The sequence below is a fragment of the Tepidiforma sp. genome (genome assembly GCF_026419595.1).
In the GTDB taxonomy this organism is placed as follows: domain Bacteria; phylum Chloroflexota; class Dehalococcoidia; order Tepidiformales; family Tepidiformaceae; genus Tepidiforma.
The window spans coordinates 22,431-43,012 of record NZ_JANZZD010000020.1 but is presented as its reverse complement, the minus strand read 5'-3'; the positions used below and the strand labels follow the sequence as shown (position 1 = coordinate 43,012).

Annotated in this window: 18 protein-coding genes; 6 read left to right on the top strand and 12 right to left on the bottom strand. The window is 71.2% G+C overall.

Annotated elements, in window-relative coordinates:
- The first annotated feature begins 31 nt into the window (after positions 1-31).
- The 4 genes from N2041_RS10800 to holA all read left to right on the top strand — a co-directional run bounded on the left by N2041_RS10800 (position 32) and on the right by holA (position 3,982).
- A complete protein-coding gene (locus N2041_RS10800; protein WP_297678594.1) occupies positions 32-715 on the top strand; it encodes a histidine kinase dimerization/phospho-acceptor domain-containing protein in 684 nt (227 codons plus the stop codon).
- Positions 712-1,065, top strand: a complete 354-nt coding sequence (locus N2041_RS10795) for a response regulator (protein ID WP_297678593.1) — start codon at positions 712-714, stop codon at positions 1,063-1,065. Before N2041_RS10800 ends, N2041_RS10795 begins: the two co-directional genes overlap by 4 nt.
- 177 nt (positions 1,066-1,242) lie before the next feature.
- Complete coding sequence (gene cimA / locus N2041_RS10790; RefSeq protein WP_297678592.1) at positions 1,243-2,826, top strand: citramalate synthase; 1,584 nt, start codon at positions 1,243-1,245, stop codon at positions 2,824-2,826.
- Positions 2,827-2,860: 34 nt separating this feature from the next.
- Positions 2,861-3,982: a DNA polymerase III subunit delta gene (gene holA, locus N2041_RS10785; protein WP_297678591.1), complete on the top strand. Its 1,122-nt coding sequence runs from the start codon at positions 2,861-2,863 to the stop codon at positions 3,980-3,982.
- On the opposite strand, the gene N2041_RS10780 is transcribed toward holA, so the two are convergent.
- Both N2041_RS10780 and lexA read right to left on the bottom strand, forming a co-directional pair.
- The gene (locus N2041_RS10780; RefSeq protein ID WP_297678590.1) at positions 3,979-4,968 is read right to left on the bottom strand and encodes an ABC transporter ATP-binding protein; all 990 of its coding nucleotides are present in this window, start codon (positions 4,966-4,968) and stop codon (positions 3,979-3,981) included. The two genes, holA and N2041_RS10780, sit on opposite strands and share 4 nt — an antisense overlap.
- 52 nt (positions 4,969-5,020) lie before the next feature.
- Positions 5,021-5,659, bottom strand: a complete 639-nt coding sequence (lexA, locus tag N2041_RS10775; protein WP_297678589.1) for a transcriptional repressor LexA — start codon at positions 5,657-5,659, stop codon at positions 5,021-5,023.
- Positions 5,660-5,800: 141 nt separating this feature from the next.
- Between lexA and N2041_RS10770 the strand changes: the two genes are divergently transcribed.
- Positions 5,801-6,484 (top strand): PIG-L deacetylase family protein, encoded by a 684-nt coding sequence (locus N2041_RS10770; protein WP_297678588.1) that lies wholly within the window; start codon positions 5,801-5,803, stop codon positions 6,482-6,484.
- A gap of 7 nt (positions 6,485-6,491) precedes the next feature.
- On the opposite strand, the gene N2041_RS10765 is transcribed toward N2041_RS10770, so the two are convergent.
- The 8 genes from N2041_RS10765 to N2041_RS10730 all read right to left on the bottom strand — a co-directional run bounded on the left by N2041_RS10765 (position 6,492) and on the right by N2041_RS10730 (position 15,037).
- Positions 6,492-7,220, bottom strand: coding sequence for an anti-sigma factor (locus N2041_RS10765; protein WP_297678587.1), 729 nt, complete (start codon positions 7,218-7,220; stop codon positions 6,492-6,494).
- Entirely contained in the window at positions 7,217-7,777 is a 561-nt protein-coding gene (locus N2041_RS10760; protein ID WP_297678586.1) for a sigma-70 family RNA polymerase sigma factor, read from the bottom strand. The genes N2041_RS10765 and N2041_RS10760 overlap by 4 nt, the downstream gene beginning before the upstream one ends.
- A gap of 49 nt (positions 7,778-7,826) precedes the next feature.
- On the bottom strand, positions 7,827-9,122 hold the full coding sequence (locus tag N2041_RS10755; RefSeq protein ID WP_297678585.1) for a DnaA/Hda family protein: 1,296 nt from the start codon (positions 9,120-9,122) through the stop codon (positions 7,827-7,829).
- Positions 9,123-9,470: 348 nt separating this feature from the next.
- A complete protein-coding gene (locus N2041_RS10750) occupies positions 9,471-11,474 on the bottom strand; it encodes a PhoX family phosphatase (RefSeq protein ID WP_297678584.1) in 2,004 nt (667 codons plus the stop codon).
- Positions 11,475-11,585: 111 nt separating this feature from the next.
- Positions 11,586-12,323 carry an ABC transporter permease gene (locus N2041_RS10745; protein ID WP_297678583.1) on the bottom strand — a complete coding sequence of 246 codons (738 nt, stop codon included), beginning with the start codon at positions 12,321-12,323 and terminating at the stop codon, positions 11,586-11,588.
- Positions 12,320-13,246 carry an ABC transporter ATP-binding protein gene (locus N2041_RS10740; protein WP_297678582.1) on the bottom strand — a complete coding sequence of 309 codons (927 nt, stop codon included), beginning with the start codon at positions 13,244-13,246 and terminating at the stop codon, positions 12,320-12,322. The genes N2041_RS10745 and N2041_RS10740 overlap by 4 nt, the downstream gene beginning before the upstream one ends.
- Positions 13,243-14,130: a hypothetical protein gene (locus N2041_RS10735; RefSeq protein ID WP_297678581.1), complete on the bottom strand. Its 888-nt coding sequence runs from the start codon at positions 14,128-14,130 to the stop codon at positions 13,243-13,245. Before N2041_RS10735 ends, N2041_RS10740 begins: the two co-directional genes overlap by 4 nt.
- A complete protein-coding gene (locus tag N2041_RS10730) occupies positions 14,117-15,037 on the bottom strand; it encodes an ABC transporter ATP-binding protein (protein WP_297678580.1) in 921 nt (306 codons plus the stop codon). Before N2041_RS10730 ends, N2041_RS10735 begins: the two co-directional genes overlap by 14 nt.
- 624 nt (positions 15,038-15,661) lie before the next feature.
- Between N2041_RS10730 and N2041_RS10725 the strand changes: the two genes are divergently transcribed.
- The gene (locus N2041_RS10725) at positions 15,662-16,942 is read left to right on the top strand and encodes a S49 family peptidase (protein WP_297678579.1); all 1,281 of its coding nucleotides are present in this window, start codon (positions 15,662-15,664) and stop codon (positions 16,940-16,942) included.
- A gap of 916 nt (positions 16,943-17,858) precedes the next feature.
- Here the strand turns inward: N2041_RS10725 and N2041_RS10720 are convergent.
- Both N2041_RS10720 and N2041_RS10715 read right to left on the bottom strand, forming a co-directional pair.
- Positions 17,859-19,139, bottom strand: coding sequence for a cytochrome P450 (locus N2041_RS10720; protein WP_297678578.1), 1,281 nt, complete (start codon positions 19,137-19,139; stop codon positions 17,859-17,861).
- A 127-nt stretch (positions 19,140-19,266) separates the two neighbouring features.
- The gene (locus tag N2041_RS10715) at positions 19,267-20,562 is read right to left on the bottom strand and encodes a cytochrome P450 (RefSeq protein ID WP_297678577.1); all 1,296 of its coding nucleotides are present in this window, start codon (positions 20,560-20,562) and stop codon (positions 19,267-19,269) included.
- Between the last annotated feature and the right edge of the window lie 20 nt (positions 20,563-20,582).

The window sequence follows — 20,582 nt, the reverse complement described above, 5'->3', positions numbered from 1 at the left end:
CCGCGCCCGGCAAGGGCGCGCCGGGGGATCGATGAGCGACGCGTGGCCTGCGGAGCCGGATGCAGAGACGCTGCGGCGCGAGGCGATGGGCGCCTTCGCCCACGAAATCCGGACGCCGCTGACCTCCATCCGGATGGTGATCGAACTGGCAAAACGGGGCGCCGATGGGGACGCAGGGCTCCAGCTGGACCGCGAGCTCGCGGAGATGCTCCTCGCCTCGGTCGATGACCTCCAGGCGCTGGCCGACGACCTGCAGGAGATGTCGCGGCTCGAACGCGGCAAGCTGGCGCTGGCGCCGGGGCCCTGCGACCTGGCTGCCGCCGTCGCGGCCGCGGCGGAGCTGCTCGGCGGCGCGCCGCAGCTGGAGGGCGGCCCCGTGCCGGGCGTGGAGGGACCGTGGGACGCGGCGCGGCTGGTGCGGGCGATCGCCGGGCTGGCGCGGTCGGTGAACCGGGTCGGCGACGGGAGCGGCGTGGTGCGGCTGGCAGGGCGGCTGGAGCCAGGCGCCGCCGTGATCGAACTCGCGAGCGGCGCCGGCGGCGGCGAGCCCCGGCCGATCGCGGCGGATGCGGGATTCTCCTACTTTCGCGCGCGGCAGCTTGTCGTCGCGATGGGCGGCTCCGTACACTGCGAGCGTCGCGAACGTTTCGCCCGCGTGGCCGTCGTGCTGCCGCTGGGCGAGACTGGTGGCGGCGGAGGTGGCAACGCGCGATGAGAATCCTGCTCGCCGAAGACGAGCGCACCATTTCGCGCCTCATCCGGCAGGTGCTGGTGAACAACGGGCACGACGTGGCGTGGTGCGCCTCGGCAGCGGAAGCCGTGGAGCTGCTGGAGCGGGAGCGGTTCGACCTCGTGCTGCTCGACCTGCACCTGGCGGACGGCGACGGGATGCGGGTGGTAGCAGCGATCGAAGCGGCCAGCGAACCCGGCCCGCCCGTGGTCTTGATGACGGGCGAAGGCGTGCTCGAAGCCGACGACCCGCGGACCCGCCGGGTGGCGACCATCCTGCCGAAGCCGTTCGACCTCGACGAGCTGGAGCGGGCGGTCAATTCGTTCGTCGCGTAGCTGCAAACGTTTGCCGTCGGCGGCGGGCGGCGTGATAGCATGGAACGCGTGAGTCCGGCCGACCGGCCCCAGGTGAGAACAACCCCGCGTCCATCGCGCGGGGGTGCGATTTAGCGCCCTTCCCAACCCGGTTCGTTTCGCCCGGCGTTCGCCCACGCGTTGGAGAAAGGGATTCCTATGCCTACTGACCAGGTGCAGCTGTACGACACGACCCTCCGCGACGGTTCGCAGATGGAGGGGATTTCGCTTTCGGTGGAAGACAAGATCCGGATCACGAAGAAGCTCGATGAGCTCGGCTTCGAGTGGATCGAGGGCGGCTTCCCCGGTTCGAACCCGAAGGACGCCGAGTACTTCCGCCGGCTGCGGGAGGTGAAGCTCCGCCACGCGAAGGTGAGCGCCTTCGGCGGCACGCGCAAGCCGAACACCACCTGCGAGGCCGACGCGAACATCCAGAGCATGGTGGCGGCCGATACGCCCGGCGTCACGCTCGTCGGCAAGGCGAGCCTCTACCAGGTCACCGACATCCTCGAGACGACGCCCGAGGAAAACCTCGCGATGATCGCGGACACGGTCCGCTACTTCAAGCAGCTCGGGAAGACGGTGTTCTTCGATGCCGAGCACTTTTTCGACGGCTTCTACGGCGACCCGGATTACTCGCTCCAGTGCCTCGTGACGGCCGCGCGGGCCGGGGCCGATGCGCTCGTCCTCTGCGATACGAACGGCGGGATGACGACGCGGTCGATGCTGCGGGCGGTGGAGGCCGTGCAGCAGCGGGTGAAGGACGTGCGGCTGGGCATCCACCTGCACAACGACGCGGGACTCGCAGTGGCGAACTCGCTCCATGCGGTCGAGGCGGGCGTCTGGCAGGTGCAGGGCTGTGTGAACGGCTACGGCGAGCGGTGCGGGAACGCCGACATCCTGACGATCGCGGCGAACCTGAAGCTGAAATACGGCATCGATGTGCTGGAGGACGACCAGCTGGCGCGGCTAACGGAGGTGGCGAACTACGTCGCCGAGCTGGCGAACATGGCGCTCAACCCGCAGACGCCGTACGTCGGCGCGTCGGCGTTCGCGCATAAGGCGGGCTACCACGTCGCGGGCATCATCAAGGACGAGAAGGCGTACCAGCACGTGGACCCGGCGCTGGTGGGCAACCGGTCACGGGTGCTCGTGTCCGAGCTTTCGGGGCAGCGGAACCTCGTGATGAAGCTGAAGGAGGCCGGGCTCGATTTCCTCTCGCAGGACGAGATCAAGCGGCTGCTCGAGCTGGTGAAGGAGCGGGAAGCGCAGGGCTACCAGTACGAAGGCGCCGAGGCGAGCTTCGAGATGCTCGTGCGGCGGAGCCTGCCGGGCTACCGGGCGCCGTTCGAGCTGGAGGACTTCGTCATCGTCGAGCGGCGGCGCGTGCGGAAGGGCGACGGCGCGAACGAGATGCTCGCCGAGGCGATGGTGAAGCTGAACATCAACGGCGAAACGATCCACACGGCGCACGAAGGGAACGGGCCGGTGAACGCGCTCGACGGTGCGGTGCGGAAGGCGCTCAACCCGCTCTTCCCGCAGCTCGAGCAGGTGAAGCTCGTCGACTACAAGGTGCGCATCCTCGACAGCCAGTCGGCGACGGGCGCGCGGGTGCGGGTGCTCATCGAGAGCACCGACGGGACGCGGCACTGGACGACGGTCGGCTCCTCGACGGACATCATCGAGGCGAGCTGGCTGGCGCTGGCGGACGCGCTCGAGTACGCGCTGACGACCGAAGGGTGAGCGGGCGAAGGCCGGCTGCGGTAGGCTTCCGGGCGTGATCCTGCTGCTCTACGGCGGCGACGAAGCGGCGATCCGGCGGCGGCTGCGCGAGCTCAAAGAGCAGGCCGACGGCGGAACCGGGATGCTGCTCCACAACCTCGCGGAGCTGGAAGGGCGCGACCTGAAGCCGGCGGACGTGGTGGCGCCGGCGATGGCGCCCCCGTTCCTCGCGCCGCTGCGGCTGGTCATCGTGGAGCACCTGCTGGCGCGGTACGAGCCGCGGGGCGGGGCGCGGGGGAGCCGCGCGCCGGGGGCGTGGGCCGAGCTGCCGGGCCTGCTCGAACGGGTGCCGCCGACGTCGCTCATCGTCTTCCTCGGCCGGCCGTTCCTCGCCGAGCAGCAGATGCGGCAGGTGACGGACGCGAACCCGCTCGTCCAGCTGCTCAAGAAGGTGCCGGGCGCGCAGGTGGAGCACTACCCCGCGCTCACCAAACTGCAGGACCGGCAGCGGTACATCCGCGAAGAGGCGGCGGTGCGCGGCATCCGCTTCCGGGCGGGCGCGCCCCGGCGGGAGGAGCTGCTGCCGGGCGAGGAGCCCCCGCCGGAGACAGACCCGGCCGCCTACCTCGCGGGCATCCTCGGCGGGAACACGCTCCTCATCGCGAACGAGCTGGACAAGCTGGCGCTCTGGGCGATGGGTCGCGAGGTGACCGTGCTCGACGCCATGCGGGTGTGCGCCGGCGAACGGGAGCCGGACCACTTCCGGATGGTCGACGCGCTCATGGATGGGGACCTCGGCACGGCGCTGGAGATGCTGCGGCGGCGGCTGGCGCTGGGCGAATCGGGGCAGGGCATCCTCGGCGCGGTCTTCGAGCGGTATCGCTCGCTCGGCGCGCTGGCCGCGCTGATCGAAGAGGGCGCACCGGAGGCCGACATCGACAGGCAGCTGGGCAACGTGGCGCGGTTCGCGAACCTGAAGCAGGCCGCCATCCAGCGGGCGCGGCGGCACGGCACGGGCGCGGTCCGGGAAGCGTTCGCCATCCTCGTCGAGGCGGACCGGGCGCACAAGATGAACGAGATGGACGAGGACACGGCGCTCGAAGCCGCGTTCGCCCGGCTGGCGGCGCTGGCGCCGGTGCGGGGGCCGCTGGCGACCGGCCGCGGCGGCCGGCGCTAGCCGGCGGCGTCCTGCCAGACGGGGTTGTAGCAGGCGACGCGGTGCGTGGCGCCCGCCGGCTGATCGAGGACGGGCGGCGGCTCCTGCCGGCAGCGGCTGAGGGCTTTCGGGCAGCGGGGGAGGAAGGGGCACCGCTCGGCCGGGCGGGTCAGCTCCGGCGGCTGGCCCGGGATCTGGTGGAGGTGCGTCCGCGCGCCGTCGACCCTGGGCAGCGTCGCCAACAGGGCGTGGCTGTACGGGTGCAGCGGCTGCTTCAGCATCTCGCGCACGGGGCCTTCTTCGACGATGCGGCCGGCGTACATGACGGCGACACGGTCGGCGACCTGCGCGACGACGCCGAAGTCGTGGGTGATGAGGAGGATGGCCGTGCCGCGGTCCTCCCGGAGCCGCTGGAGCTGGTAGAGGATCTGGGCCTGGATGGTGACGTCGAGGGCGCTGGTGGGTTCGTCGGCGATGATGAGTTCGGGGTCGAGCGCGGTGGCGATGCCGATCATGACGCGCTGGCACATGCCGCCGGAGAGCTGGAACGGGTAGGCGCGGGCGACGCGCTCCGGTTCGGCGAGGCCGACGCGGTAGAGGAGGTCGACGGCGCGGCGGCGCGCCTCTTTGCGGTCGAGCTGGAGGTGGCTGGTGAGGATCTCGGCGACCTGGCTGCCGATGTCGATGACGGGGTTCAGGCCGGCCACGGGATCCTGGAAGATCATGGCGATGCGGCGGCCGCGGTAGCTGCGGAGGTCCGCATCGTGGAGCGTGAGGAGGTCGGTGCCGGCGAGGCGGATGGCGCCGGCGGTGACGGCCGCCTCGCCGGGGAGGAGGCGCGGGATGGCCATGCCGACGGTCGTCTTGCCGGAGCCGGATTCGCCGACGATGGCGAGGACTTCGCCGGGCTCGAGGCGGAAGGAGACGCCGGCGACGGCGTAGACGGTGGCATCGCGGGCGCGGTATTCGATGGAGAGGTCGCGCACCTCGAGGAGCGCCTGGGGCATCGGGTCCTGCCGGCGGCCGAGGGTTCCCCGGCACGGGGTGATGGAGGACAGTCTACTCGCTGGGGCGGATCGACGAGATGAAGCGGCCCTGGATTTCGACGTTGTCGGGGGTGGTGTAGATCGGCTCCATGGCGCTGTTGGCCGGCTGGAGACGGATGCGGCCGTTTTCGCGGTAGATCCGCTTGAGGGTGACTTCGCCGCGGTCCTTCAGCCAGACCGCGACGCGGTCGCCGTCGTCGGCGTGGCGGACGGGTTCGAGGAAGACGATGTCCCCGTCGTCGATGAGGTCTTCGATCATGGATTTGCCGCGGACTTTGAGGGCGAAGACGTTGGTGCGGCCGCGGACCATCTCTTCGGTGACGGGGACGTAGTCCTCGGCGTCGGCGGCCCAGCGGTCGGAGGAGGGGACGGGGATGGGCTGGCCGGCGGCGATGGTGCCGAGGAGCGGAACCTCGACGATGCGGGTGCGGCGGCCGCGGGCGCCGAGGAGTTCGATGCCGCGGGAGATCTCCCGGTCGCGCCGGATGTATCCCTTCTCTTCGAGCTTGCGGAGGTTGTAGTCGACGACGGAGGTGCTGGAGATGCCGCAGCCCTCCTGGATGTCGCGGATGGAGGGCGGGTAGTCGTGCTCTTCGATGAAGGCCCGGAGGAACTCGAGGATCTGCTGCTGGCGGGGGGAGAGGGTGGTCATCGGCGCCGTCCGAACGGATGTTCGCGGGAACGGTAACAAATTCGCGGCTTTATCGTCAAACGTGTTCGGAACACGCGGCCGGCTCGCGCGAGGGGCCGGGGGCTGCCACGATCGAAGGGACTCGGCGGAAGGGGGCACGGCATGCCGGTGGCGCTGGTGATCGCGGCACACCCGGACGATGGGGAGCTGGGCTGCGGCGGCTACGTGCTGCAGCTCATCGAGGCCGGCTGGGCCGTCCACTGGGTGGTGACGACGAACGGGGCGAAGGGGACGGCCGACCGCTCGATGCCGCGCGAGCGGCTGATCGCGCTGCGGCGGGAGGAGCAGGCGGAGGCCTGCCGCCGGCTGGGGACGGCGCCGCCGCGGATGCTGGGCTTCGAAGACGGGGAGCTGGCGTATTCGCGGGAGCTCGTCGGCGCGCTGGTCCGCGTCATCCGCGAGGTGCGGCCGGAGACGGTGCTGACGCACGACCCGACGGATTTCATCATCCGGGACCGGTTCATCAACCATGCGGACCACCGGGCGACGGGGGCGGCGGCGCTGGATGCCGTCTACCCGGCGGCGCGGGACCACCTGAACTTCCCGGAGCAGGTGGCGGAAGGGCTGGAGCCGTGGCGGGTGCGCGAGCTGCTGCTCTGGAATACGAACGCGCCGAATTTCGACGTCGAGATCGGCGCGCAGCTGGAGCGGAAGGTGTGGGCGCTCTCGGCGCACGCGTCGCAGTTCGGCAGTGGCGAGGAGCTGGCGCGGTTCGCGCAGGAGCGGTGGCGGACGCCGGACGGGCGGTACGTGGAGCGGTTTCGGCGGGTGGTGCTGGAGTTCTGAGGGCAGCTCAGCGACGAGCCGCGAGGGCGAACGGGACGACGACGAGCGGGTCGCCGGTGGGGGCAGGGACGCCGCCGGCAGGTTCGAGGGTGAGGGCGAAGGCGGAAAAGCGGCGGAGGTCTCCCCCCGGCGCGAGGAGGAGGCTGCCGTCGCCAGCGAGGAGCCCGGCGGAGCGGGGGGTTTCGTCTTCGATGAGCCAGGCCTGGTAGGTTCGGCCCGCGGGGGCGGGAGCGAGGCCATCGAGCACGGCGACGGCGAGCCCGCTGGCCGGGTCGAGCAGGAGGCTGGCGCGGATGCCGGCGCTGCTGGAAGCATCGGCGCGGAGGGTTTCGCCGCGGGCGGCGGCGGCGAGCAGCGTCTCCCGGGAGCGGCTGGCGGCATCGGTGCCGCCCGCGCCGCCGCGGGCTGCGGCCCAGCCGGCGAGGCCGCCGGCAGCGAAGAGGAGCAGCGCAGCGGCGGCCTGCAGCAGGCGGGCGGGAGCGACCCGGGCGCGGGGCCGGGGGAGCCGCTCCGCGCGGGCGCGCTGGAGGAGCGCTTCCCGGGCGGCCGGGCCGGGGGCCGGGGCATCGGCGGCGAGCGGCAGGAGCGCAGCCACGCGCTCGAGCTCTGCGAACTCCTCGGCGCAGGCGCCGCAGCCCGCGAGGTGGCGGCGGACCGGCTCCGCTTCAGCGGGGGGGAGGACGCCGAGGGCGAGCTCGGGCAGGAATTCGATGGGGTGGCCGGGCGGCTCGGTCATGGGCGGTCGTCTCCCGGGCTGAGGATGCCGGCCAGCTTGAGGAGGCCGAGGCGGAGCCGGCTGCGCACGGTGGGCGCCGGGACGCCGAGCAGCCGGCCGACTTCGCTGCTGGTGAGGCCATGGTAGTAGACGAGCTCGATGGCGGAGCGCTGCTCTCCGGGCAGGCTGGCGAGGGCGGCGCGGACGCGCTCGGCATCGATGGCGCGTTCGGCAGCGCTATCGGTGCGGTCGTCCGCCGCCAGCGGCGCGGCATCCTCGATGGTGGCGGCCGGGAGGCGGCGACGGCGCCGGCGGAGTTCATCGACGCAGAGGTTTCGGGTGATGGCCAGCAGCCAGCCGGCGACGGTGGCGCGGCCAGGGTCGTAGGCAGCGGCGCTCCGCCAGGCGCGGAGGAACGTTTCCTGGACGACCTCTTCGGCGTCGCGTTCGGAGCCGAGCATGCGCAGCGCGAAGGCGTAACAGGGGCGGCCGTAGCGATCGTAGAGGGCGCCGAGCGCGGCATCATCGCCGCGGGCGATGGCGCGGACGGCGTCGGCATCGTCGACCGGGGCCTTCACGCCGGGATCCTACGCCGTGGATGCCGGGGGTGATCACCGGCGCGCCTGCTCAGGCCGACTTTCGTTCGCGGAGCTGCGGGTGCGCTTCGAGCAGGACTGCGCCCTTGCGGGCGAGCGCGCTGACGGTGCTCTTGTCGCGGCCGCCGAGGAGGGCGCCAACCTGCGCGAGGCTCATGCCCTGCTCCTGCAGGAGGGCGGCCGCGACGGCGCGGGCTTCGCCGACGCGCGGCTGGCGGGAGCGGCCGGCGATCTCCGCAGCCTCGACGCTGAAGTAGCGGGCGATACGCTCGAGGAGGCCGGGCGTGGGCTCCGCGCCGGCGGCCTCGGCGATGGCGATGCGGGCGACGGCGGCATCGAGCCGGGCGAGGTCGAGGCGGCCCATCCGCTGGAGGGCGATGGCCTGGTTGACGGCGCCGAGGAGGAGGCGGACGGAGGGGGCGCGGCAGGCGGCCAGCCGGTCGATGGCCCACGCGGGAAGGGCGATCCGGTGGCGGCGGGCGACGCGCTCGATGAAGGCGCGCCGGGCGGCATCGTCGAACGGCTCGACGCGGGTGACGATGCCCTGCACGAGGCGGGAGGTCAGCCGGTCGAGGAGGTCGAGATCGAACGGGTGCTGTTCGGAGGCGACGGCGACGTGGCCGCCGCGGTGCATGACGGCATCGAGGGCGGCGGCGAAGGCTTCCTGCGTGGCGCGGCGGCCGGCGAGCTGCTGGAGGTCATCGAGGATGAGGAGGTCGAGGCCGCAGAGGGCATCGTGGAATTCGCCGCTCCTGCCGCTGCGGATGTCGCCGACGAAGCGGGAGGTGAAGGTGCCGGCATCGAGGCAGGCGACGGCGCGGCCGGCCCGGCTGGCGGCGCCGGCGGCGGCGTGGAGGAGATGGGTCTTGCCGAGGCCGGGCGGGCCGTAGATGACGACCGGCGAGGGCGCGCCGGGGACGGCTTCGGCGAGGTCGCGCATGGCGTGGAAGGCGAGGAGGTTGCCCTCGGACGGCTGATACGCGTCGAAGGTCAGGGAGGCATCGACGGTGCCGAGCACGGGACCGGGGGCGACGGCGGCAGGGGGCGCGCCCGGCCCGCGGAAGACGACCTCGACCTCGCCGAAGACCTGGGCGACGGCGCGTTCGATGACGGGCCGGAGGCGGCTATCGAGCCAGTCGCGGGCGATGTCGTTCGGGGTATCGATGACGAGGGTGCGGCCGTCGTAGGCGCCGGGCGCGGCGCCCTTGAGCCAGATGGCGAAGGTGTGCGGGTTGAGCTGGACCTCGAGGCAGCCGAGGACGGCGCGCCACGAGCGGGCGAGGTGGCGGGGTTCGCTGCTCGCGCTGGCGGCGGGTTCCAACGGCACACACACTCCTTCCTCCCGCGCGGGGGCGGGCGATTCAGCGGCAAGGTCTTCGAGCCTGGGAGCAGGAGGTCCGGGGCCGATCCCCCGGGATCCCCGGTGGGGCAGGGCCGAAGGGTACGCCCGGGCGGGCGGCCCGTTCAACGCTCTTATGTCGAAGCCGGGGCGGCTCCCGGCAAGGATTCACGCGGCGCGGCGTTTATGTGTGGCGGGCCGATTTCGGCCCAGAATGCCGCGCAAGGGGCAAGCAGGGGCCAAACGCGGCCCCGATAAATCCTTCGAATCGGGTGAAAATGCGACGGGGGCGCGCCAAGGCGGCGCGCCCCCGCGGGGTGACCTCAGCGGCCGGCGTCAGGAGCCGATGACGCCGCCGTCCTCCTTCATGACGAAGATGACGGTCGGGCGCGGCTCCTTGCCGTCGGGGAAGTTGCTGGAGAGCTTCTCGAGCGTGGAGCCTTCGCCGGGGTGCTGGATGGAGACGAAGAGCGTGTCGTCGGTGTCGCTGAAGACGAGGCTGGCGCATTCGCCGCCGGGGACGCCGGAGAGGAACTGGCGGTTGTAGCCACGCTCGGGGCCGGCGACGGGCACCGCGAAGACGCCGTCGTTCTTCTTGAAGGTGCTGGTCTGGCCGTCGGTGGCGATCCAGAGGTTGCCGCGGCGGTCGAAGGTGATGTTGTCGGGCGAGGAGATGGGGCTGACGAGCGACTGATCGAAGCCGCCGAAGTAGGTGCCCTTATCCTTGGCCGGGTCGCCGCAGAGCATGAGGAAGCGCCACTGGAACTTGAGGGCGGCATGGTCGCCGCCGGCGGGCATCATCTCGATGATGTGGCCGTGGCGGTTCTCGGCCCGGGGGTTGGCGGCATCGGTGCCCGGCCGGCCGCTGGTGCCGCGCTGGGAGTTGTTCGTCATGACGGCGTAGACGTAGCCGTTGGCGGGGTTGACTTCGATGTCCTCGGGGCGGTCCATCTTGGTGGCGCCGACGAGGTCGGCGGCGAGGCGGGTCTTGATGCAGACGTCGCCCTGGGTGGCGAAGCCGTTGGCGGCCGTCAGCTTGCCCTGGCCGGCGATGAGCGGGATCCATTCGCCGGTGCCGTCGTCCTTGAACTTCGCGACGTAGAGGGTGCCGGATTCGAGGAGGCGGAAGTTCGCCTGCCGGTCGTTCGGGTTGTACTTGCCGTCGCTGACGAACTTGTAGACGTAGTCGAATCGCTCGTCATCGCCCATGTAGACGACGGCGCGGCCGTCCTTCGCGATGACGGTGGAAGTGGCTTCGTGCTTGAAGCGGCCGAGGGCGGTGTGCTTGCGGGGGAGGGAGCCGGGGTCGTGCGGGTCGAATTCGACGACCCAGCCGAAGCGGAACGCTTCGTTCGGCTCCTGGGCGAGGTCGAACCGCTTGTGGAAGCGCTCCCACTTCCGCTCGCTGGCGCCGCCGGGGAGGCCATACCGCTTGTGGGCGGCCTTCTTGGCGGCATCGGCGACCTGGTCGTTGTTGGCGAAGTACTGGTTGAAGTTCTCTTCGCAGGTGAGAACGGTGCCCCACGGGGTGATGCCGGCGGAGCAGTTGTTGAGGGTGCCGAGGACGGTGTAGCCGGCCGGGTCGGCGCTGGTGCGCATCCAGGGATGGCCGGCCGCGGGGCCGGTCAGCCGCATGGGTGTGGTGCCGGTGAGGCGGCGGTTGTGCCAGGCGCCGAGGGTGTAGCGCCAGCCGCGCGTCTTGTGCCGCTCGATGTGGACGACGCTCACGCCGTGGGCGGCGAGCTCGTAGTCGACCTGCTCCTTCGTCGGGTTCTCCGGGTCGTAGCCGGGGAACATGAGCTCGGGGTTGGTGTACTCGTGGTTGGCGATGAGGAGGGCGCGGTCCTTCGCCAGCGGGATGAAGCCGAGGAAGTCGCAGTTGTAGCCGAACTGGCGCTCCTGCTGGGCCGCGGTCTGCTTGCCGAATTCGAAGCCGGTGCCGGGGTCGAGGAAGAGCGGGTCGCCCCAGCGGATGAGGATTTCGGACTTGTAGCCGGGCGGGACGATGATCCGGTCGGAGCCGTCGAGCTTCACGGGCGTGAAGTTCAGGCCGGAGCCGCTGCCGGCCGACTGGGCGCGGGCCGTCTCAGCGCCGACGACGGTGGTCTTGCCGACGACGAGCATGCCGGCGGCGAGGGCGCCGAAGCCGAGGAGCCGGCGGCGGGAGACGTAGCGCTGGGCGACGGCGCCGAAGTATTCGTTCTCGCTTTCGTTCGGCGCGGGGTGGGCGCACTGGTTGCCGCAGCTCCAGCGGCAGGTCTGCGGGTGGACGAAGCACTGGTTGGACCGGTAGTCGTCGACGACGGGAAGGAGGTCGGACGGGTCGTGGTCCAGGGACATGGAGGGAACCTCGCTGCGTTGGGATGGCTGGCCGGCGGGCCATGGGCCATCGTTCGGGAGCGAGGTAAACGACCGGCGAACGTTCGTTGATCGGGAGGTTAGAAGGTCCGCTCAGCCGGCCTCGCCGACCTCCCAGCGCTGGAGGCGGCGGACGGCGAGGAGCAGCATGAGCCCGGCGACGAGCGCGGCGAGGACGGCGGCCGGCGCCGGTTCGAGCCGCGGCTGGAAGACGCTGGCGGGCAGGTCGAAGAAGGCGCCGGCGATGCCGGTGGCGTACTGGCGGATGGAGAGGAAGCGGATGCCGCTGAAGAGGCCGGAGAGGGTGCCCTCCCAGAGGAAGACGTAGAGGAGGCCGGCGACGAGGGCGCGGCTCGTCGCGATGCTGAGCCAGGTGAAGGCCGCGGCGTAGACGAGGGAGCCGGCGGCGAGGCCGGCGGCGAAGCCGGCCACGATGCCGGGCCCGCCGCCGCCGAGCACGATCACGCCCGCCAGGACGGCCGACGGCACGAGGACGGCGAGCGAGGCGGCCCAGGCCACCGCGAACCGCGCCAGGACGATGTCGCGGCGGGGAACCGGCGTCGCGAGCAGGTAGACGGCGGTGCCGTCTTCGATGTCCTGCCCGAAGGCGCCCGTCGCGAAGATGAGCGTGACGAGGGGGAGGATGGTGGAGGTGACGATGCCGCCGAGGAGGGCGCGGGCGGCGAACCGCTCCGGGTCGGCATCGGCGGGCGCGGCGAACCGGTAGAGCAGGGCGATGCCGACCGGCAGGAGGGCGAGGAGGACGACGAGGATGGTGCGGCGCTGGCCGAGGAGAGTGCGGGCGGTGAGACGGGCGACGTCGGGGTTCATCGGCGGACCAGGTAGGAGAAGACGCTTTCGAGGGATTCGTCCGTCGGGCGGACTTCGTAGAGCGTGACGCCGGCCTCGCGGGCGGCCGCGGGGAGCGCGCGGGCGGCGGCGAGGAGGCCCGAGGCGCGGACTTCGAGGCGGCCGTCTTCGAAGGCGATGCCGCTGATGGCGGGCTCGGCCAGCAGGCGGGCGGCGAGCGCGCGGTCGTCGCTGGAGCGGACGGTGAAGGCGTGCGGCCGGTCGGTCATGAGGGCGCGGATCTGGCGGTAATCGCCGGAGGCGGCGAGGCGGCCGGCGACGATGACGAGGACGGTATCGGCGAGCCGCTCGACTTCTTCGAGGATGTGGGAGGAGTAGAGGATGGCGCGGCCCTCGGCGGCCATCTGGCGGAAGAGATCCATCAGGTGGAGGCGCTGGCGCGGGTCGGCGCCGTTGAACGGTTCATCGAGGATGAGCACCTGCGGGTCGTGGACGAGGGCGGCGGCGATCTTGATGCGCTGCTTCATGCCCTTGGAGTAGGTCCCGCAGGGGCGGGAAGCGGCGGCTTCCATGCCGACGAGGGCGATGGCGCGTTCCGCGGCGGCGGCGGGGTCGGGGAGGCGGTGAAGGCGAGCGGCGAGCTCGACGAATTCGCGGCCGGTGAGGAAGCCGTAGACAGCCTCGCGCTCCGGCACGAGGCCGAGGCGGCGGTAGATGCGAGGGTTGCGCCAGGCCGGTTCGCCGAGGATGCGCACCTCGCCGGCGGAGGGCCGGAGGAAGCCGGCGGCCATGTGGAGGATGGTCGATTTGCCGGCGCCGTTGGGGCCGAGCAGCCCCGTGACGCCGGGGCCGACGTCGAACGAGACGTCGTTGACGGCGACGACGTTGCCGTACCAGCGGGAGGCGCCGCGCAGCTCGATGGCCGGGGGTGCCGGCTCGCTCATGCCTGCACCCGCTGGAAGCGGCGAAGGATGAGAAGCGCGGCAGCCCCGAGGTGGGCCGCGGCGAGCAGGAGGTAGGTGAACGGCGGCAGGTCGGCGCGCGCCTGGATGGAATCGGCGCCGGGGGTGTGCCCGAAGATGGCGAGCGCGGCGCCGTAGAGCAGGTCGAACGGGCTGAACCAGGCAGCGAAGCGGCCGACCTCGCCCCCGATTTCGACCAGGATGCCGGCCAGGGGCAGCGTCACGAGGAACCAGGCGGCGACGCCGACGGTCGCATACGCGCGCCGGGGCGCGTGGGCGGCGATGGCGAGCGAGCCGCACCCGGCGACGGCCGCGATGACGAGACCGGCCGCGAGGGACTGCGGGAATTCGCGCCAGTGGTCGGCGAGGTAGCCGGGCAGGTCGTCGCTGGCGAGGCCGTTGCCGATGGTGAGGAGCAGGAGCGGGCCGAGCGTCAGCACGGCGAGGGCGGTGACGAAGGCGGCCGTCTTCGCGACGGCATAGTCGGTGCGCAGGAGGGCCCGAGAGAAGTAGAGCGACAGCGTGCGGTAGCGCAGGTCGCGGCCGAAGATTTCGGGGGCCACGCCGGCGCAGAAGAGGGCGACGGGGACTTCGCTGTAGCCGAGGTAGTTCCACGGGGCGATGATTTCGATCCGGCTGCCGAGGAGCGCGGCGACGCCGAGCTGGATGAGCGCAGGGATGAAGGCGAAGGCTGCGACAACCAGCGGGACGATTTTCGCCGAGGTGCGGCGGCCGATGCCGAAGGCGCCGCGCAGGGTGAAGGTGTAGAGCGCGAGAACGGCAGCGCGCCGGCCGAGCCGCGGGCCGTCGTAGGTCCGGTAGCCGAGGTCGTAGATCGCGCCCGCGGGGGCGTCAGCGCCCGGCATGGACAGCCTCCGGGGCCGGCCGGAAGAGGTCTTCGAGCGCCTGACGCCGCCGTTCGAGGCGAACGAGCCCGAGGCCGAGGTCGGCGCAGGCGTCGCGGACGCGGTCGAGGACGGCGTCGCCCTCGAAGGGGAGCAGCAGGTGGCGGCCGTCGCGTTCGACGCGGAGGCCGGCCCCGCGCAGGGCAGCGGCGAGGGCCGCGGGGTCGCCTTCGACTTCGACGACGAGGGTGCCGGTGGCGGCCGTGAAATCCGCGATAGCGCCCTGGCGGAGGAGCCGGCCGCCGTCGATGACGACGACCTGGTCGCAGACGCGCTCGATTTCGCCGAGGAGGTGGGAGGCCATGACGATGGAGATGCCGAATTCGTGCCCCGTGCGGCGGACGAGGTCGAGCATTTCGTCGCGGCCGGCGGGGTCGAGGCCGTTCGTCGGCTCATCGAGGAAGAGGAGGCGCGGGTCGTGGACGAGAGCCTGGGCGAGCTTGACGCGCTGCTTCATCCCGGTGGAGTAGCCGCGGATGTCGCGGTAGCGCTCTTCGAAGAGGCCGACGTGGCGGAGCGTCTCGGCGGTGCGCTCGCGGGCGGCATCGCCGGGCAGGCCGTTCACGCGGGCCATGTGGGCGATGAACTCGGTCGCGGAGACGTCGCCGGGGAGGCAATCGTGTTCGGGCATGTAGCCGACGAACTGGCGGAGGACGGGGCCTTCGCTGGCGACATCGTAGCCGAGGACGCGGGCGGAGCCGGAGGTGGGCGGGAGGAGGCCGAGCAGGATGCGGATGAGGGTGCTCTTGCCGGCGCCGTTCGCGCCGACGAGCCCCGTGACGCCGGGCGGGACGGAGATGGTCAGGTCATCGAGGGCGGTGACATCGCCGAAGCGGCGCGTGAGGCCCGCGGTTTCGATGACGTGCATGGGAGGAGTGTAGAGGAGATGGCCGAAGGGATGGGCAAGGGCGGCGGTCGCGCGGCTGGCGCCGCGGGGGATGGCTGGCCGGCTTCGGCGGCGGCGCCGCGGGATGCCGCCGTTCCGCGGCGGCGGTGGGAGCCGGGAGGCGGGAGGCGGGAGCCGGGAGCCGGGAGGCGGGGAACGGGAAGCGGGAAGCGGGAGGCGGGAGGCGGGAGGCGGGAGAGAGAATAACCTCCAACCTCCAACCTCCAACCTCCAACCTCCAACCTCCAACCTCCAACCTCCAACCTCCAACCGTAGTCGCGGGGCTCCGTCCCCGCGGGGCGCCATGCGCCCAACGGATGTTTCGGGAACCGCGAAGCGGGAGGCGGGAAGCGGGAACGGGGAGGCGGGTGGATGCGAACGTCCGGGTGGGCCTCCCGGCCCTCCGCGGGCACGGAGGCCCGCGACTACGGGAGTTGGGAGGTGGAGGTTGGAGTTGGGAGTTGGGAGGTTCAGCGGGGGCTCTCCCTTCTCCCTTCTCCCTTCTCCCTTCTCCCTTCTCCCTTCTCCCTCCTCCCTCCTCCCTCCTCCCTGCTACCCTGTTTCGGCCCGCGGGGCCGCGAGACGGCGCGGGCAGGGTGAGGTGCGATGAGCGATCAGCCGGGTTCGACGCCGACGGGTGAAGGCACGGGAGCGCCGCCGCAGCAGCCGGGCGCGGGTACGCCGCCGCCGGGGACGCCGCCCGGGGCCCAGCCGCCGCCGTATCCGCCGTACGTGGGCTACGGGCCGGGGCTGCAGGCATGGTACAGCGGGCCCTACCCGCCGCCGGGCGCGCGCGAGGGCACCTGGACGATGATCTGGCGGACCGGCGTGAAGTCGATCGTCGCCGCGGGCTGCTTCGGCGTAACGCTCTCGTTCGCGCTCTTCCTGCCGCTCATCATCCTCGCGGCGATCATCGCGGCGGCCTCGGATTCGGGCGGCGGCGAAGACGTCGTCTACGGCGATTCGAGCGCGAGCGGAAAGCTGCTCTCCATCCCGGTCACGGGGGTCATCCTCGGCGAAGAGCTGGAGCCGGCGGGCATCTTCGGCCTGCCCGGGGTGGTCTACGGCTACGAGATTCGCGAGAAGCTGCGGAAGGCGGCGGAGGACGACAGCATCGCGGGCGTGGTGCTGGAGCTCGAAACGCCGGGCGGCACGATCTTCGGCGCGCGGGCCATCGCCCAGGGCATCCAGGAGTACCGGGAAAAGACTGGCAAGCCGGTCGTCGCCTTCGTCGCCGGGCTGAGCGCTTCGGGCGGGATGTACGCGATGGCGCCCGCCAGCCTCATCATCGCCGACTACGGAAGCCTCGTCGGGAGCATCGGCGTGACGATGGGGGCGATCGAGTACTGGGACGGGCTGTTCGCGACCGAGGGCGGGCTCTTCGGCGGCGGCGTGACGACCCGCGACGGCATCGTCTTCCAGCCGATCACGGCCGGGCGTTCGAAGGACGTCGGCGCGCCCTACCGGCCGCTCACGGAGCAGGAGAAGCAGGAGCTGCAGCGGGGCGTCGACAACGAGTACGCGGAGTTCGTCCGGCACGTGGCGGCGGCGCGGAACATCCCCGAGACGACCATCCGGGATCGCATCGGCGCGATGGTCTACGACAACCAGACGGCGCAGGAGCTGGGGCTCATCGACGCGACGGCCGACCGGTACGAGGCGTACGACCGGGCGGCGGCGCTGGCCGGGCTGGAAGCCGGCAAGTTCCGGGTGGTGCGGGAGTCGGGCGGGGGGTCAGTCTGGTCCGGCCTGCTCGGCAAGCTGGGGCTCGGCGGCTCGTCGAAGCCGGCGGTCCAGGCAGGCGGCCCGGTGCGGATCTGCTTCCCCGCGCACGCCATCCTCGCGTACTACGGCGACCCGGTGACACTCTGCGCCCAGGGACGGTAGGGGGAGGCGGGAGGCGGGAACCGGGAGGCGGGAGGCGGGAGGCGGGAGGCGGGAACCGGGAGGCGGGAAGCGGGAGGCGGGAGACGGGAACCGGGAGGCGGGAGACGGGAAGCGGGAGGCCGGAGACGGGAACCGGGAGACGGGAGCGTGATGCTCGAACGACCGGGTGGGCCTCACCGGCCCTCCGCGGGCACGGAGGCCCGCGGCTACGGAGTTGGGAGTTGGGAGTTGGGAGAGAGCGTAAGGCTGGCTTCGGGGGCATCGACCTCCCAACCGCATCACGAACCATCGCGAGCGGGGCGGAGCGGAGGGGCCGTAGTCGCGGGGCTCCGTCCCCGCGGGGCGCCATGCGCCCAACGGATGCATTGGGAGGCGGGAAGCGGGAGGCGGGAGACGTTAGGCGGGAGCGTGATGCTCGAACCGCCGGGTGGGCCTCACCGGCCCTCCGCGGGGACGGAGGCCCGCGGCTACGGAGTTGGGAGTTGGGAGTTCGGAGTTGGGAGAGAGCGTAAGGCTGGCTTCGGGGGCATCAACCTCCCAACCGCATCACGAACCATCGCGAGCGGGGCGAAGGGGAGGGGCCGTAGTCGCGGGGCTCCGTCCCCGCGGGGCGCCATGCGCCCAACGGGGCGTCCCGGCAGGCGGGAAGCGGGAGGCGGGAAGCGGGAGGCGGGTGGATGCGAACGGCCGGGTGGGCCTCCCGGCCCTCCGCGGGCACGGAGGCCCGCGGCTACGGAGTTGGGAGTTGGGAGCAGGGAGAGGACGATAACCTCCAACCTCCAACCTCCAACCTCCAACCTCCCGCCTCCCGGTTCCCGGTTCCCGGTTTCCGGTTCCCCCCGAACGGCCGAAGGGGGCCGGCGCGGGGCCGGCCCCCTTCGAACGAGGGGAAAGGCGCGAGAAAGCGGAGAACCGGCTACTTCTCGGGGGTGAACCTGACGGGCAGGTGCTTGATGCCGCCGATGAAGGTGGAGCGGAGGCGCTGGGCGGGCCCGGCGAGTTCGATATCCGGGAAGCGGCGGAAGAGCTCTTGGAAGAGCACCTTCAGCTCGAGGCGGGCGAAGCCGGCGCCGAGGCAGAAGTGCTCGCCGATGCCGAAGGCGAGGTGGTCGTTCGGCGTCCGGGTGATGTCGAAGACGTCGGCGTTGGGGAAGACGTCTTCGTCGCGGTTGACGGAGGGATACCACATGACGACGCGCTCGCCCGCTTTGATGGGCTGGTGGCGGATGGCGGTGTCCTCCTTGGCGACGCGGGCCATGTGGGTGACGGGCGAGACCCAGCGGAGGATCTCTTCGACGGCGGAGTCGATGAGCGACATGTCGTCGAGGAGCTTCTTCTTCTGGTCGGGGTGCTCGCAGAGGGCGAGGAGGCCGCCGGACATGGCGTTCCGGGTGGTTTCATTGCCGGCGAGGATGAGGAGGAAGCAGAACCAGAGGATGTCCTCATCGGTCAGCTTCTCGCCGTCGACCTCGGAATCGACGAGGAGCGAGATGATGTCCTCGGTGCGGGCGGTCTTCCGCTGCATCAGGGCCTGGGCGTAGTAGCCGAACATCTGCATGGTGCCCATGTTGCCGGTGATGCGGGCGGCCTCGGGGGTGCCGCGCTGGTCCTCGGGCACGTCGGTCTGGTATTCGGGGTCGCCGGAGCCGAGCACCTTGTTCGTCAGGGCGAACATGAGCTCCCAGTCCTTCTCCGGGACGCCGAGCATCTGGCAGATGACGGCGAGGGGGATGTTGCAGGCGACATCGAGGACGAAGTCGGATTCGCCCTTCTTCGCGATGCGGTCGAGGAGGATGTTGGTGGTCTCGCGGATCTTCGGCTCCCACTGGGCGACGGCGCGGGGGGTGAAGCCCTTGTTCACGAGGCGCCGCATCTTCACGTGGCGCGGCGGGTCCATCGTGATGATCATCTTGCCGTTGCCCTGGGAGGCGAGGAGCGCGTCCTCTTCGCTGATCGGCTCGTACTCGGTGATGCCTTTTTCCGAGCTGAAGATCTCCGGGTGGCGGGAGACGAAGAGGACGTCCTCGTACTTGACGAGGTTCCAGTGGCCCTTCACCTCATCGGTCGGCGGCGTCCAGGAGATCGGGTCCTCTTTGCGGAGGATCTTGAACGCCTGGTGGGAGAGGCCGCTTTCGAAGAGGACGGGGTCGTTGAGGTCGATATCGGCGAGGGTGAGGCTCTGTGCTTCGGTGGTCACGTGCTGCTCCGCGGGTGCTGTCATGGCGCCGGGGTCCCGTTCCCGGCTGATTTACCGTCCGGTCGATAGCGTACGCGAATCGCCGCGCCGGCGGGAAGACCGGCCGGCGCGGTGATTCGGCCGGGGCTCACCGTTCGGGGGTGAACTGGACCGGCATGTGCTTGATGCCGTTGATAAAGGTGGAGCGGAGGCGCTCCGGCGGGCCGACGACTTCGATATCGGGGAAGCGGCGGAAGAGCTCTTCGAACATGACTTTGAGCTCTTTGCGGGCGAACCCGGCGCCGAGGCAGAAGTGTTCGCCGATGCCGAAGGCGAGGTGGTCGTTCGGCGTGCGGCGGATATCGAAGCGGTACGGGTCGGGGAAGATGTCTTCGTCGCGGTTGGCGGAGGGATACCACATGAGGACGCGGTCGCCGGCGCGGATCTGCTTGCCGCGGAGCTCGACGTCTTCGGTGGCGGTCCGGGCCATGTGGTGGAGCGGCGAGGTCCAGCGGAGGATCTCCTCGATGGCGGTATCCATGAGGGAGTAGTCCTCGATGAGGGCGCGCTTCTGGTCCGGGTGCTGGCAGAGGACCTGGAGGCCGCCGGAGATCGCGTTCCGGGTGGTCTCGTTGCCGGCGACGATGAGGAGGAAGCAGAACTGAAGGATGTCGCCCTCGGTGAGCTTTTCGCCGTCGACCTCGGCCTCGAGGAGGATGGTGGGGAGGTCGTTTTCGCGGGGATTCTGGCGCCGGTCCTCGAGGACGCCGCGGAAGTACTCCAGCATGGTCTGGAGGCCCTTCATGGCGGTCAGGCGGGCGGCCTGGCCGGTGCCGCGCTCTTCCTCGGGGATGTCGGTCTGGTATTCGGGGTCGCCGGAGCCGAGGACTTTGTTCGTGAGCTCGAACATGAGGGGCCAGTCCTTCTGCTCGACGCCCATCATGCCGCAGATGACGGCGAGCGGGAGCTGGCTGGCGACCTCGAGGACGAAGTCGCATTCACCCTTGTGGGCGATGCGGTCGAGGATTTCGTTGGTGACGCGCCGGATTTCGGGCTCCATCGCGTTGACGGCGCGCGGGGTGAAGCCCTTGTTGACGAGGCGGCGCATCTTCACGTGGCGGGGCGGGTCCATCGTGATGATGGAGGCGTTGCCGCCGGCGTTCTGCTGCTGGGCGGCGAAGTCGAGCTCGGCGAGCCGCTCCGGCTTGATGCCGGGGCCGGCGATGCCCTTGCTGGAGATGAAAATTTCCGGCCGGCGGGAGATGAAGAGGATGTCTTCGTACTTCGTGATCGACCAGAAGCCGTTGGAGACCTCGCCGGGCGGGTTCCAGTGCACAGGGTCGCGGTGGCGGAGGATGCGGAGGAGCTCGTGGAACTCTTCGCGCTGGAAGTGCTCAGGGTTGTTGAGGTTGATGTCCGAGGGTTCGATGGCAGGTGCGGTCACGGCACTCCTCCGGGGGCATG